Origin of the sequence: Curtobacterium sp. MCLR17_043 (genome assembly GCF_003224215.1) — a bacterium.
GTDB lineage: Bacteria > Actinomycetota > Actinomycetes > Actinomycetales > Microbacteriaceae > Curtobacterium > Curtobacterium flaccumfaciens.
In genome coordinates, this window is the sequence record NZ_QKLH01000002.1 from 24,053 (window position 1) to 38,422 (window position 14,370).

Annotated in this window: 12 protein-coding genes; 4 read left to right on the top strand and 8 right to left on the bottom strand. The window is 71.8% G+C overall.

What is annotated here, in order from left to right; translation table 11 throughout:
• Positions 1–3 precede the first annotated feature (3 nt).
• Positions 4–1,560, top strand: coding sequence for a DUF2142 domain-containing protein (locus tag DEJ03_RS01955; protein ID WP_110863320.1), 1,557 nt, complete (start codon positions 4–6; stop codon positions 1,558–1,560).
• A 282-nt stretch (positions 1,561–1,842) separates the two neighbouring features.
• On the opposite strand, the gene DEJ03_RS01960 is transcribed toward DEJ03_RS01955, so the two are convergent.
• Positions 1,843–2,874, bottom strand: coding sequence for a lysylphosphatidylglycerol synthase domain-containing protein (locus tag DEJ03_RS01960; RefSeq protein WP_110863321.1), 1,032 nt, complete (start codon positions 2,872–2,874; stop codon positions 1,843–1,845).
• A gap of 110 nt (positions 2,875–2,984) precedes the next feature.
• Entirely contained in the window at positions 2,985–4,856 is a 1,872-nt protein-coding gene (locus tag DEJ03_RS01965; RefSeq protein WP_111233383.1) for a glycosyltransferase family 39 protein, read from the bottom strand.
• Between the two features lie 106 nt (positions 4,857–4,962).
• Between DEJ03_RS01965 and DEJ03_RS01970 the strand changes: the two genes are divergently transcribed.
• Both DEJ03_RS01970 and DEJ03_RS01975 read left to right on the top strand, forming a co-directional pair.
• Positions 4,963–6,240 (top strand): acyltransferase, encoded by a 1,278-nt coding sequence (locus DEJ03_RS01970; protein ID WP_181422570.1) that lies wholly within the window; start codon positions 4,963–4,965, stop codon positions 6,238–6,240.
• 136 nt (positions 6,241–6,376) lie between these two features.
• Positions 6,377–7,327, top strand: coding sequence for a GH25 family lysozyme (locus tag DEJ03_RS01975; protein ID WP_110863324.1), 951 nt, complete (start codon positions 6,377–6,379; stop codon positions 7,325–7,327).
• A 6-nt stretch (positions 7,328–7,333) separates the two neighbouring features.
• Here DEJ03_RS01975 and DEJ03_RS01980 read toward each other — a convergent pair whose 3' ends face one another.
• Together DEJ03_RS01980 and DEJ03_RS01985 are read right to left on the bottom strand one after the other, a co-directional pair.
• Positions 7,334–7,561 carry a hypothetical protein gene (locus DEJ03_RS01980; protein WP_110863325.1) on the bottom strand — a complete coding sequence of 76 codons (228 nt, stop codon included), beginning with the start codon at positions 7,559–7,561 and terminating at the stop codon, positions 7,334–7,336.
• Between the two features lie 131 nt (positions 7,562–7,692).
• Positions 7,693–8,916 (bottom strand): polysaccharide pyruvyl transferase family protein, encoded by a 1,224-nt coding sequence (locus DEJ03_RS01985; RefSeq protein ID WP_146237631.1) that lies wholly within the window; start codon positions 8,914–8,916, stop codon positions 7,693–7,695.
• 48 nt (positions 8,917–8,964) lie between these two features.
• Between DEJ03_RS01985 and DEJ03_RS01990 the strand changes: the two genes are divergently transcribed.
• Positions 8,965–10,167 carry a glycosyltransferase gene (locus DEJ03_RS01990; protein ID WP_110863327.1) on the top strand — a complete coding sequence of 401 codons (1,203 nt, stop codon included), beginning with the start codon at positions 8,965–8,967 and terminating at the stop codon, positions 10,165–10,167.
• Here DEJ03_RS01990 and DEJ03_RS01995 read toward each other — a convergent pair.
• The 4 genes from DEJ03_RS01995 to DEJ03_RS02010 form a co-directional block, all read right to left on the bottom strand.
• Positions 10,134–11,552, bottom strand: coding sequence for a hypothetical protein (locus DEJ03_RS01995; protein WP_110863328.1), 1,419 nt, complete (start codon positions 11,550–11,552; stop codon positions 10,134–10,136). The two genes, DEJ03_RS01990 and DEJ03_RS01995, sit on opposite strands and share 34 nt — an antisense overlap.
• Positions 11,553–11,563: 11 nt before the next feature.
• On the bottom strand, positions 11,564–12,871 hold the full coding sequence (locus DEJ03_RS02000) for a UDP-glucose/GDP-mannose dehydrogenase family protein (protein ID WP_071406414.1): 1,308 nt from the start codon (positions 12,869–12,871) through the stop codon (positions 11,564–11,566).
• Positions 12,872–12,953: 82 nt separating this feature from the next.
• Complete coding sequence (locus tag DEJ03_RS02005) at positions 12,954–13,502, bottom strand: PH domain-containing protein (RefSeq protein ID WP_071244247.1); 549 nt, start codon at positions 13,500–13,502, stop codon at positions 12,954–12,956.
• Positions 13,503–13,506: 4 nt separating this feature from the next.
• Positions 13,507–14,307 (bottom strand): biotin--[acetyl-CoA-carboxylase] ligase, encoded by an 801-nt coding sequence (locus DEJ03_RS02010; RefSeq protein ID WP_110863329.1) that lies wholly within the window; start codon positions 14,305–14,307, stop codon positions 13,507–13,509.
• Positions 14,308–14,370 lie beyond the last annotated feature (63 nt).

Here is a 14,370-nt window from a genome sequence, read left to right on the forward strand (position 1 = left end):
GGGGTGACGGCCGAGACGACCACCACCCCCGCCCCACCCCGCACCGCGCGCTGGGAACGTGTCGCGATCGCGGTGATCACGGCGACCTTCGGGCTCTGGCTGGTGGCGTGGGCGTTGCTCGTCCCGGTGTTCGAGGCCCCCGACGAGACCGCGCACATCGACGCCGCCGTGCACGTCGCCCTCGGTGACGCCTGGGCTGCCCCCGGCGAGCTGCACGTCACCAACGCCGTGCAGGCCGCGAAGGTCGAGCAGGCGACGAAGCCGTCCGACGAGTGGTCGACGGTGAGCGAGCTGCTGCAGAACGCACCAGGACCCTCGGCGACGGTCAACCAGATGACCCAGCACCCGCCGACCGCCTACCTGGCCGGAGCCGCCGTGCTCCGGGCCGTCGACTTCGGCGAGCTCCGCTGGGACCACGCGTTCATCGCCCTCCGCCTGGCCGACGTGCTGGCCGTCACCGCGCTCCCCCTGCTCGCCTGGGCATCGGTGCGCCGGGTGACCCGCAGCCCACGCGCCGCGCTGATCGGGGCCCTCGCCGTGTTCGCGACGCCCGAGCTCGCGTCGATCGGCTCGTCGTTCTCGAACGACGCCCCGGTGCTGCTCGTCGCCGGGATCGTCGTCTGGCTCGCCACCCGTCTGCTCACCGGCGACACCCGCTGGCGCACCACGATCGCACTGGCTGTCGTGCTCGGGGCCCTGGTCTGGATCAAGGGCACCGGGTTGCCGGCGGTGCCGTTCGTCGCGGTGGTGGTGCTGTTCGCCGGCGCCGGGGTGCTGTCCCTGCGGCAACGGATCGTCCGCACGGTCGTCACGATGGCGGTCTCCGGAGGCATCGGTGCCTGGTGGTGGCTGCACAACCTCGTGTCGTACGGCCGGATCCAGCCGAACGGCTACACGGCCATGCGGCCCCCGAAGGACTTCCCGCCGGGCGAGAGCCCCACGCTCGGACACTTCCTCGACGTCAGCTGGGGCACCCTGTCGCGCACGTTCTGGGGCAGCTTCGGCGGTCGGGCCCAGGTGACCATCGGCGACCTGCTCACCGCCGTCCTGACCCTCGTCGCCCTCGTGGTGCTCGTCGGCTGGGCGTTCCGCCGGGGCCCGGACCTGCGGGTGGCCCTGTGCCTCGCGGTGTTCCCGGCGCTCCTGATCGGCATCCAGAACCGCACGAGCGCGCACTCGTACCTCACCACCACCGAGGTCGCCGCCACCCAGGGCCGGTACTACTTCCCCGCGATCGTCTGCCTGATCGTGCTGAGCGCGCTCGCGTGGCGACGACTGGTGCCGGCCGGCCGGGCACGCACCTGGGCCGCGGTGGCGCTGGCCGTCGTGCTGCCCGCGGTGGGCGTGTACGGCTTCGCGGTGGCGTCGGCCTGGTTCTGGAACGCGGCGCTGTTCCCGGTGACCGGCCGCGGGCTGCTGCGGTACTCCGAGATCGGGCCGGTGCCACCCGCGGTGCTCGTCGTCGTCGTGGCCCTGGTCGCGGTGGGGCTCGTCGCGTCGGTCGTGCAGGTCGCGCGCGCCGACCGTCGGACCCTGGCGACGACGGTTCCCGTCCGCTGACACGCCCGGCTGCGGAGCGCCGCGGTGGCACGACGTGCCGCAGGCGGCGCCGAGGGGTCGCGAACTGTCGGCAGGCGAGGCCGCAGACGACACTTCGTGACCCCTCGGCGGACGGCGCGCGGCGTGCGGTGGGCGCACCCACGAGACGGACGGGAGGCCCGGTGCCAGCTGGCACCGGGCCTCCCGTCCGTCGTCACGCGCGACCGGTGCCCCACTCCGTGAGCAGCAATGGTCGGGTCCGTCATCCGGACCCGACCATTGCTGCTCACGAAGCGACGCGCGTCAGGCGGCGGGGACGCCGCCCTCGACCGCGGAGGGGTCGTCGGTCGGGCGGTTGCGCCGGAACCACGTCGGGGCCGCAGCGCAGAGCAGGAAGAGTCCGTCGACCGCCAGGCTCCAGACACGGGTGACGACGACCACGACCAGTGCGATGGGCGGCGGCATGACGAGCGCCAGCAGGAGGGCCTGCACGCCCTCGCGGACGCCGAGCCCGCCGGGGGCGAAGACGGCCAGCATGCTGATCGCCGAGGCCATGCTCGCGGCACCGATCACGAAGGCCGCGTCGGTGAGCTTCAGCGACGGGTACACGCCGAGGGTGATGAAGTAGTACGCCGTGCCGGACAGCACCGCACCCGCGACGTAGAGCCCGGCTCCGCCGAGGACCGTGCCGAGGTTCGGACGGACGTCGGCCTCGAGCGGCTTGCGACGCAGGACCTTCAGCGCGATCCCGATCAGGAACACGAACACGCGCGGGATCAGGCAGACGACGCAGCCCACGAACGCCGCGATCATCAGGACGATCAGCCACGGGTCGAGGTTGTGCGTCCGCGGGTCGATGAGCAGCAGCACGAGCGCCAGGGCAAGCGTGGCGGCGATCTGCAGGGCGCCCTCGAGCAGCCCGCTCACGCCGAGGCGGGCCTTCGAGACGCCGTGCTTCGAGGCGAAGTAGACCTTGCCGATGATCCAGGTCGCGGCACCGGGGATGTAGCGGCCCATCCAGGACTTCGCGTACACGTAGGTCAGGGTGACGCCGCTGCCCTTGAGCCCGGTCGCGCCGAGCCGTCGCAGCAGGTAGAACCAGATGCCGACGCCCCAGTACCGGAAGCCGAGGCTGATCACCGTCGCGAGGATCACCCACGACCACTGCCAGTCGAGCCCGGCGAGCTGTCCCCAGTCGACGCTCCGGACGTACAGCACGAGGAACACCGCGAGCAGGACGTAGAAGGCGATGGGGATCGCCTTGCCGAGGAACCGTCGTCGCTTCGACGGACGCTTCCCCTCGGGCGCGGGGGTGTCGCTGGTGCTTGCGGACAAACGGGTCTCCTGCTCAGGTCACGGGCTCAGGTCATGGTAGACGCTGGGGCGGGCCGCTCCCTGCGGTGCTGCCGCAGGGAGCGGGTGCCGGGGACGTCACCGGTCGAGCGTCACCGGGCGAGCTTGACGATCTGCACGCGGCAGGGGATCTCCGGGTCGGTGGAGCGGTCCGCGCTGCACGAGATCGTCGCGTTGTACGTGCCGACCAGCTTGCCGGCCACCGAGTAGTCGCGCGCCGGGGCGGTCGCCGGGTCGAACTGCACGAAGTACTGCACGCCCTCGTCGATGAACAGGTTGCGCATCGCGTCCGAGTGGTACGTGTAGCCCTGACCTGAGCGACCGTACACACGCGTGTCGGTCAGGAACGCGAGCGAGGAGAGCGAGCGGTAGTTCGAGCCGATGACGGTGGCGTCCTCGGGCAGCGCGCCGCTGGCCCGGATCTGGTCGGCGAGCCGGACGATCTCCGGCACGTCGGTCGGCCCGAACACGCGCAGCGCCTCGGTGCGGTTGACCGACGGGTAGAACGGCGCCGGGGACCCGAACCAGTTCTGCGTGTACGAGGCGATCGGCACCACGGCGATCGCGACGCACGCCACGATCGTGCGGACCACGCCCCGACGGCGCACCAGCCGCCAGACGGCCGGCAGCATGAGCGCCCCGATCATCGCCGTCAGGTAGAACAGCGGCCAGTAGTACCGGGCGTTGCCACCGCCGCTCGACGACGACGTGATCATGCCGTAGCCGACGAAGTACACCAGGGTCGTCGCCGCGACGATGCAGGTGAACGCGTAGCGGCGGAACCGCACGACACCGATGACGAGTGCCGCCGCGAAGAGCAGGGCGATCGGCGCCGCGAACGGGGCGAAGGTGCTGATCTTCTGCAGGTAGTACGGCAGGGCGAGCATGCGCTCGTGCAGGTAGTACCCGGCGCGGGCCGCGATGCCCGACTCCTTCGTGACCTTCGGCGCGGTGTCCTCGGTGGTCGACTGCGTGGGCGGCGGCACCACGGCGGGGTCCGGGTTGTCCATCGGGCCCTGCTTGTAGACCGACGGGGTGAAGTCCTCGTTGGGCGAGAAGGCGTGGTCGTTGGGCGGGACCGGCAGGAACGGCCAGTCCGTTGCGCGGCCGCCGTCGTCGAACTTCGAACCGATGTTGACCGACAGCGACGACCCGAGCGTCACCGTGCCGTACTTGAGGGTCAGTGCGCCGACCCACGGGGCGATGACGACGGCGAACACGACGATCGTGGCGACCGGGGCCGTCCACCAGTGCCGGACGGGCTCACGGCGGCGACGGGCGGACCAGACGCGCAGCAGCAGCCAGAGGATCACGGCACCGACGGCCACGGGCAGCAGGAAGAGCTTGGTGAAGTACCCGAGCGCGGCCACGACGCCGAGCACCGCGCCGGAGGCGACCCGCGCACGCGTCGAACCGTGCAGCGCCTGGTCGGCCCACCGGAGCGCCCAGAGGAACCCGACGATCCACGCGACGACGAGCAGGTCCGGGGTCTGCACCGACACGGCGCTCATCAGGGCGGGGATCGCGGTGACCATGAAGAGCACGGCCGGGACGATGCGGTGGTTCTGCGACCAGACCAGCCACCCGCCGATGCCGAGCACGACGGCCACGGCGAAGCAGTTCACGATCGCGAAGGCCGTCTGCATGCCGAGCCCGAGGGCGATGAACGGCGCCATCATCCACGAGACCAGCGGCGACCAGTACGCGTTGATCGCGTCGGGCAGCCACCCGTTCGCGTACTCGCGCGCGATGCCCATGTAGGAGATGCCGTCGACGTTCGTGACGCCGAGGCGGTTGTGGTACGCCACGGCGGCGCTCAGGGCGACTCCGATCACCACGAGGACGCCCAGGATCAGGGGTGCGACGACGTGCCGGTACCGTCGCGCACCCGCCCCCGAACGCCGTCGTGCGGGCTCGTGGGTGCTCTGCGGTGCTGCGGTCGTCGTCACGGTCACGTGCTTCATCATGACATCCGTTCGCTTGTCGGACCGCACCGAGGCGGATCGCGGGCCCCGCTCGGCGTGTGGGAGACTGCCGGGGACCCCGCTCCGACCACCTCGAGGACGTTCGTTGGCCACCGAAACCCGCGCAGCCGAATCCGCAGCCGAACCGACGGCGGCCGCTCCCCGCGCAGGGGGCCGGCTCGAGTTCCCGTACCTGGACGGGCTCCGCGGTCTCGCCGCCCTGGCCGTGGTGTTCTACCACGCGTACCTCTTCACCGGGACGACCGGGACCGGGCCGACCGAACTGCCGTGGCTCCGACCGTTCATCGGGTGGGGCTACCTCGGCGTCCCGCTGTTCATCGTCCTGTCCGGCTACGTCCTGATGCTGCCCGTGGTGACCCGGTTCGACCGCTACCGGTTGCCCGGCGGCTTCTGGAAGTTCATCTGGCGCCGCGCCCGACGGATCATCCCGCCGTACTGGGCGTCGCTCGTCGTCTTCGCGCTCATCATCCTGTTCGTCCCGGTGATGGGGCAGCCCGGCGGCACCCAGTGGGACACGAAGCTGCCGATGGGCTGGGGCACGTTCCTCACGCACTTCTTCCTGGTGCACGACTTCTTCCCGCAGTACATCGGCAAGATCAACGGCCCGATGTGGACGGTCGCCGTCGAGTGGCAGATCTACTTCCTCATGCCGCTGCTGATCCTGCCGCTCTGGAAGGTCTTCGGCGGGTGGGCGACCGCGTCCTCGCTGGTCCTCATCGGCATGTGGATGGGCGCCGAGAGCCGCTACTCGTGGATGCACCCGTGGTTCGTCGGCCTCTTCGCGGTTGGCATGCTCGCCGCCGAGCTCACCGTCAAGGCCCGTGACGAGCACCTGACCGGCAAGCTCAACACCTCGAAGCTCGGCGGTCCGCGGTGGCAGAGCGGCGTGTTCGTGGCCGCGATGTTCGTCGGCATGCTCCTCGTCTTCTTCCGCAACCGCGACTACTGGCAGCACCAGACCTGGCCGTCCGAGGTCGTCCTCGGCATCTTCGCCGGCATCCTGCTGACCTGGATGGGCCGCAAGGCGGTCACCGGGGAGCACACCTGGCTCGCACGCTTCTTCGCGTGGAAGCCGTTCGTGCTCGCCGGCCTCGTGTCCTACACGATCTACCTCTTCCACAGCCCGTTGCTCGGACTCGGCAACCTGCTGCTCCTGCCGATGGGCCTGTACCCGAAGTGGCAGTTCCTGATGATGGTCTTCGTGGTGATCCCGATCACCCTGGCGATCTGCGTCGGGATGTGGTGGCTCGTGGAGCGCAACTTCCTGAACCGCCGGCAGAAGCACGCCACCCGCGAGGTCTCCTCGCGCGGGCGCCTGCCCGAGGTCGAGACGGACGACGAGGGCACCCGCACCGCCCGCTGACCCCGAAAGCGGACACCGCAGCGGACGCCGCCCGGGTGCGTCTCACGGACAGGTGTCGCCGAGTCCGGGTAGCATCGCTCGGACCGCGGCGTGGGAGATCAGGACCACGGCATCTCGACAGGGAAGACGAGACCACATGCGCGCACCCATCAGCAGGATCCTCGGGCTCGGCACCGCTGCCGCCGTTGCCGGGGTCATCACCTTCGGCAGTGGCCCGGCGGTCGGCGCGACCGCCACCGAACCCGCCGGCACCGACACCGGTCAGCAGCTCTCCATCGCCGAGATGGACCGCACCGGCAACCACACCATGGGTGCCGGCATCGCCGCCCACGCCGGTGAGACCCACGTGACGACCTCCCCCGACGCGACCTCGGGCGGCGGCGTGAGCGCACAGTCCCTCAGCTCGTCGGCCGCTGCCGCCACCGCCGGCGGGCCACCCCCCGGCCGGGTGCAGGGCTTCGACATCAGCGCGTGGCAGCCGAGCGTCAACTTCCTGCAGGCCTACCGCAACGGCGCCCGGTTCGTGTACGTGAAGGCGACCGAGGGCACCTCGTACGTCAGCTCCACCTACAAGCAGCAGTACGCCACCGCCAAGCAGCGCAACCTGTACCGCGGCGGCTACGTCTACGCCCAGCCGAGCCAGGCGAGCGGCGCCGCGACCGCGAACTACTTCTTCGCCCACGGCGGCCAGTGGAGCAAGGACGGCAAGACCCTGCCGCCGCTGCTCGACATCGAGTACGGCAGCGCCGCCCAGGGCACCTGCTACGGCAAGTCGTGGGGCGCGATGCGCACCTGGATCAAGGACTTCAACCGGACCGTCGTCGCCAAGACGGGTCGGTACCCCGCGATCTACACCACGACCGACTGGTGGAAGCGCTGCACGAACAACAGCAACCAGTTCTCGAAGAACCCGCTGTTCGTCGCGATCTACCCGGTGAAGAACTTCACCACCCCCGGCACCCTCGGACGCAGCTGGTCGAAGTGGACCTTCTGGCAGTGGGCGGCCAGCGGCACGCTCCCCGGCGACCAGGACGTCTACCGCAACGACATCACGTACCTGAAGCGCTTCGCGTCCCGGACGAGCTGACGCCTGTCAGGGACGTCGCTGCGATCGACGGCCCTGCCACCAGCCGACGGCGAACAGCACGGCGCCGACGAGCAGGAACGGCCCACCCGCGAAGACGAGGAACGCCGCACCGAACGGGAAGCTCCCGCCGGTCGCGGCGTACACGGTGAGGATCAGCGCCCCGGTTCCGGAGATGGCTCCGCCGATGGCGGCGGTGACGCCGCCGGCGACGGTGAGGGATCGACGCTCGGTCATGTCGTCAGCCTAGGGGCGCGCGCCCCCGGCGCTCGGCCACCACGAACGGACAGGAGGCCCGTGGCGGTGTCGCCACGGGCCTCCTGTCCGTCACGGGCGCGCGTTCGCACCCGCCGTGTCAGCGCACAGTGTCAGCGGACGTCGCGCGTCGCCTCGGCGAAGTCGGCGTCGAGGGCGGTCGCCATGCGGGCAACGCCCTGCGCGAGCTGCGCGCGGACCGCGTCGCGGTCCGCGTCGAGCGCCTCGAGCTGCGCCGTGACGTCGTCGACGAACGTGGGCTCGAGTGCCGCCTCGATCGGCTTCGAGTAGGCCTGCTGGCCCATCTGCTCGAAGAACAGCCGGCCCTTGTCGACGTAGTAGAGCACCGCGGCGGGGACCCCGGCGATCGTCGCGACGATCGCCGAGTGCAGGCGGCTCGCCAGGAACAGGCGGCTGCGCGACATCAGCCCGGCGTACTCGGACGGCGAGAACTCGTCGGCCTCGACCACGTGGGTGCGGTCGGCGTGCCGCATCAGGGCGATGACCTCGCGGGCGAAGGCGGCGTCACCCTCGGACGCCTCCATGTGCATCGGGTAGAACACCACGTCGGCGTCCCAGCGGTCGATCACACGGTCGGCGAGGTCGGCGACGGCCTGCCGGTAGGTCACGAGCTTGTCGCTGTCGACACCGGTCTGGCGGAAGCGCTTCGGCAGGAACCGGAACGGGATCCAGCCGCTGCGCTTGTAGTGGAACCAGCGACGGACGCCGAAGCCGATCGAGCCCTCGAGCTGCTCGGCGGTCAGGCCGGTGGTGCGCTCGAGCCGTTCGAGCACGTCCGCGTCGGGCGGGGTGACCGTCCCGACGACCGCGGGGTCGAAGGACGACACGATCGGCGTCTTCACGCCCCAGGACAGGAGCTTCTCGCGGGACTCGTCGTCGCGGACGGCGAACGCGCTGCACAGGTCGACGGTGGCGCGGATCAGGCGCTTGCTGACCCCGGCGGTGGTCGGGCCGATGCCCTGGAACGCCCCGACGAGGTGCTTGTTGACCGCACGGACGAGCAGCATCTTGCCGAACCAGTACACGAGGCCGAGCTTGTTCGTGTAGTCCTTCAGGATCTCGCCGCCACCCCAGAGCACCACGTCGGCGCCGCGGGCGGCACGGAGCAGGGCGAACAGGTCGCCGATGCCGGTGCTGTACGGCGAGACCGGCAGGAACCGGATCCCGAACCACGCGGCGTCCCGCTCGGGGTACTGGGACAGGGACACGATCTCGGCGTCCGGCCACCGGCGACGGACGAGCTCGACGTTGCCGGCGAGGATCGCCCGGTCCCCGCGGTTGTGGGGCGAATCGCTATTGTGGATCAGTACGCGCACGGGGTGAGAGCCTACCGGACCGTCCCCCGCCAGCCCCGGAAAGGCACGATGTCCCGCACCACTCGCTCCGCCCGCTCCCACCAGGACCGTCCCCGTCTGCTCGTCCTGGGCTCGACGTTCCCGGCCCGCCCGGACGACGGTGTCCCGGCGTTCGTGCTCGACCTCGCCCACCAGGAGGCGCTCGAGTTCGACACGATGGTGCTCACCCCCCGGGTGCCCGGCGGTGCCACCACCGAGCGCATCGGCGACGTCGGTGTCCGGCGGTTCCCGTACTTCCCGAAGGCGTTCGAGGACCTGGCCGACGGCGCGATCCTCGACAACCTAAAAGAGCGGCGCTCCCGCATCGTGCAGGTGCCCGCGCTGGTGCTCGCGCAGTGGTTCGCGATCCGGCGCGTGGTCCGCTCCGCGAAGCCCGACGTCATCCACGCCCACTGGGCCATCCCCCAGGCCCTCGTCGCGACGCTGGCCGCCCCAGGCGTGCCCGTGGTCGTCACGACCCACGGCGGGGACATCTACGCCCTGCGCGCCGCCCCCCTGGTGCGGCTGAAGCGCTGGGTGTTCGGCCGTTCGGCGCACGTCACCACCGTGAACTCCGAGATGCGCGACCGCCTGACCGAGTGGGGGGTGCCCGAGTCACGCTCCACCGTCATCCCCATGGGTGTCGATCTCGGTCCGGCCCGTGACACCCGCGCCCGCGTCCCCGCACAGGAACACCACGTGGTGGCGGTCGGGCGACTCGTCGAGAAGAAGGGCTTCGGCAACCTGATTGCGGCGCTCCGAGGACTCGGTGACGACGTGCCGTGGCGACTCACCGTGGTCGGCGACGGCCCCTACCGGGCGCAGCTCGAGCAGCAGGCCGCCGGGCTGCCGGTGACGTTCCTGGGCCAGCGGGGCCGCACCGAGGTGCTCGAGACCCTCGCGTCGGCCACGGTCGTCGCGGTGCCGTCGATCCCCGCGGCGAACGGCGACCAAGAGGGACTGCCGGTCACCCTGCTCGAGGCCGCGGCGGTCGGGGCCGCGATCGTCGCGAGCGACCTGCCCGGCATCCGGGACGTCGTGCAGGACGACGTGTCCGGCGTGCTCGTGCCCCCGGGTGACGTCCCGGCACTCCGCGCAGCACTGCAGCGTGTGCTCACCGACGACGCGGCACGGACCCGCTACCAGGAGCAGGCCGTCGTCTCGGCAGCGGAGTTCTCCACCGAACGGATCGGCGAGCGTTACCGAGCGGTGCTGCGCGCGGCGATCGCGTAGAGCACCATGACGGCCGCGGCGCACACCGCCGCGGCCGAGGCCGCCAGCACGACCACGGCGCCGGAGTGTCCGACCAGCTCGGACCCGGCCGTGTCGACGAGCGACCAGGTCGGCACGAAGGCCGCCACGGTCCAGGCCAGCGCGATCCACGTGCCGGCCCGGCCCCAGGCGAGGAACCCCGCCGACATCGCGAGTGCGATCGGCACCAGGACGGTGAGCGTGTAGCGGTTCAGCGGCGCCCCACCGCCGGCGGCGTAGCGGATCTCGACGACGACGAACAGCACGGTGACGACGACCAGCATCGCGACGACGAGCCGGCGCGGCCACCGGTCGTCGTCCGCCGGGGCCCAGGGTCGCAGGCGACGCGTGACGAGGGCTGTGACGAACAGCAGCACCGGCAGGAGCAGGAGCACCCACGGCAGCGGCGACGCGATCGGGAGCGCCCCGCGGAAGAGCGCGAAGAGCTGGCGCCAGAACCCCAGCATCGAGACGACCTCGGCCTCGGAGTAGTGCGGCCGGGGCGTGTACCCGGGCCACGCGGTCGGCCGCCCGCTGAACGACCCGGTCAACGCCTGGTTGCGCAGCCAGAACCACCCGGACGCAGCAGCTGCGGCGACGAGGGGCACCGCGGCGACCAGCACACGGGCACCGATCCCGTGCAGGCGACCGAGCCGCACCGTCCGGGACAGCGCGAACGCCACGACCATCGCCACGAGCCAGAGCGCGAAGGTCAGCCGCGTCGCCGTGCCGGCGGCGGCGACCAGTGCTCCCCCGACCGCGAGTCCCGGGCCGACACCGGACCGGAGTGCCGCACCGGCGACCCCGCAGGCCAACGCGCAGGTCAGCGCCGCCAGCGAGTCGTTGTAGACGACGCCGCCCTGCACCACGAGGACGCTGGTCGACGCGGTGACGACGGCGACGGTCGCGGGCAGCCGCACGACGCCCGGGAAGCATCGCGAGGCCGCCCACGCCGCGCTCGGCACGACCGCGGCGGCGAACACGGCGTTGCACAGCCGGCCGAACACGACCGCCTGCACGGGGTGCCCGGCGTCCACGAGCGGGCCGATCACCGGGGCGAGCAGGACGTAGTACAGCGGCGGGTGCTGCGCGACCCACTGCACCGGCGGCGTCCCGCCGAAGCCCGGCCGGAAGCGGATGCCGTCCAGGAGCACCGGGAGCTGCCCGTGCCACACCCGCAACACGTAGTCCACGTGGGCGGACTCATCGACGCTCGCGAGCGGCATCGACGAGAACGTCCGTGCCACCGAGGCGGTCAGGACGAGCAGCGTGGCGGCGAGGACGACCGGTGTCGCCCAGTCCCGGCCGCGGAAACCCGCGGTCAGCAGGGTGCGGGCGCGGTCCAGGCGTCGGCTGCGCTGCTGCACGCCAGGAGAAGTCAGCGTCCCATGCCGCGGTACGTGAAACCGGCGGCGGTCCACGCGTCACGGTCGAGGCAGTTGCGGCCGTCGATGACGACCGGCGACGCCACGAGCGCGGCTGCGGCGGTCGCGTCGAGCTCGCGGAACTCGGTCCACTCGGTCAGCACGAGCACCAGCTCCGCCCCGCCCAGCGCCTCGGCCGCGCTCTCGACGTAGTCGAGCTCGGGGTGGACGCGGCGCGCGGTGACGACGGCCTCGGGGTCGTACGCCGAGACCACGGCGCCGAGTTCCTGCAGGCGGGCTGCGATGTCGAGGGCCGGCGAGTCGCGCACGTCGTCGGAGTTCGGCTTGAACGCCAGGCCGAGCACCGCGACGCGCTTGCCGCTGACGACCCCGCCGAGCAGCTCCTGCGCCAGCTCGACGACGTGGGCGCGACGGCGCAGGTTCGTGGCGTCGACGTCGGCCAGGAACGCCAGGGACTCCCCGACGCCCAGCTCGTTCGCCCGTGCCTGGAACGCGCGGATGTCCTTCGGCAGGCAGCCGCCACCGAAGCCGAGGCCGGCGTTCAGGAACTTCCGGCCGATGCGGGCGTCGTGGCCGATCGCGTCGGCGAGCGCCGTGACGTCGGCACCGGCGACCTCGGCGATCTCGGCCATCGAGTTGATGAACGAGATCTTGGTCGCGAGGAACGCGTTGGCGCTGATCTTCACGAGCTCAGCGGTGGGCAGGTTGACGACGAGTCGGGGCGTACCGGTGGACAGCGCCTCGGCGTAGACCTCGTCGAGCGCGGCGACGGCCTGTTCGCCGGCCTCGCCGTCGGGCACGCCGTAGACGAAGCGGTCCGGCGCGATGGTGTCCTGCACGGCGAAGCCCTCACGCAGGAACTCGGGGTTCCAGACGAGCGTGGCACCGGGGACGGCTTCGCTGACCTCGGCGGCCAGGCGCGCGGCGGTGCCGACGGGCACGGTCGACTTGCCGACGACGAACTCGCCGGCGGACAGGTGCGGCGTGAGCGCGGCGACGGCGGCGTTCACGTAGGTCAGGTCCGCGGCACCGGTCGGACCCTGCGGGGTCCCGACGGCGAGGAAGTGCACGCGGGCACCGGCGACCTCGGCCATGTCGGTGGTGAAGCGGATCCGACCGGACTCGAGGGCCTCGGTCAGGATCTCGGGCAGGCCGGGCTCGAAGAAGGGGGCCTCGCCCGCGGCGAGCCGCTCGATCTTGGTGGGGTCGACGTCCACGGCGACGACCTCGTGTCCGAGTTTGGCCATGGAGGCGGCGTGCACGGCACCGAGGTAGCCGCAGCCGATCACAGAGATACGCACGTCGAAGAAGGTACCGGTTTCTCGCCGAACTCTCATCACGGCACCCGCAGCGGCGCCCGCGGCGACGGTCACAGCGGCCGGATCAGGCCCGCACGTCGCCCCACGGCGGACGGTCCGGACCGCCGACGATCTCGTCCCAGTCCGGCTCACGGTGCCGACGCCTGGCCTCGTAGGCCTCCACCAGGTCGTGCAGCACGGCGACGACGAGGTCGGCGTGCGGCACGTCGGCGAGGACCACCGCGGGGTCGTCGCCGGGGAACACGAGCACGTCACCGGAGCGGAACAGCCCCTGCAGCCCGCGGCGCCGTACGGTCACGTCGTAGCCGCGGGAGTGCAGGAGTTCCCGCCGGGTCCGCGTGCCGAGTCCGTTGACCACGACCAGGCGACGCGTGGTGACGACGTACCGCTCCGACATCCAGCGGAACAGCGGGACGGCGCCGCCGAACACGACGAGCACCACGACGACGAGCGCGACGACGGCGTTCAGCCACGCCAGCTGCGCCTGGAACACGCCGAAGCCGAACCCGCCGGCCGCGGTGACGAGCACGACGAACACCGCCGGGCGCACCAGCCGACGGGCGTGTGGTCGCAGGCGTGCGACGACACGTTCGGGCGGGGGCTCGGCGGTCATGCCGTCATGCATACCGCAGGTGGGTGACGTCCCCCACCGCGACGCCCCTGGTGCCGCCCGCCTGGTCCCGGATCGTGATGCGACCGGCGTCGTCGATGCCGATCGCGTCGGCCTCCTCGACGGTGCCGTCCGGCAGCTCGAGGCGGATGCGGCGACCGATGGTGCCGCATGCGGCGCGGACGTGGGACCGGACCGTCTCGGCGGCGGGACCCCCGGTGACCAGGCCGGCCACCGCCTCCAGGACGGACCGCAGGAAGGCGGACAGGACCGCGTCGGCCAGGGCGGGTGCGTCGTCGACCGCGCCGGCGAGCAGGAGCGAGGTGGACGTCGGGGTGGGCAGCCGATCAGCCGGGATCGTCAGGTTCACGCCGGCCCCGACCACGACGCTGCCGTCGGCGGCGACCTGGCAGAGGATCCCGCACACCTTGTCCCCGGCGACCTGCACGTCGTTCGGCCACTTCACGACGACGTCCGCGCCGGCGGGGAGCACCGACGCGATCGCGTCGCGCATCGCCGCCCCGGCGACCAGCGGCAACCAGCCGCGGTCGTGGTCGTCCAGGTCCGCACGGACGAGCACGCTGGCGGCCAGCGTCTCACCGGCCGGAGCGGTCCAGGTGCGGTCCAGCCGACCCCGGCCCGCGGTCTGGTGCAGGGTCGCGACGACGCTGCCGTGCTGCTGCCCGGGGGCGGCGGCGAGCAGGTCCGCGTTGGTGGACCCGGTCTCGGCGGGAGTGGTGATCGTCGCGCCCGCCGACCGGACAGCCTCGCTGGTGGCGGGGAACGACGGCGACGGGGATGTGGACATGCACGCAAATGTACGGGCAGGAACCGTGGGGGTCCTCCAACCGGCAGCGTGGCACCCGCCGGT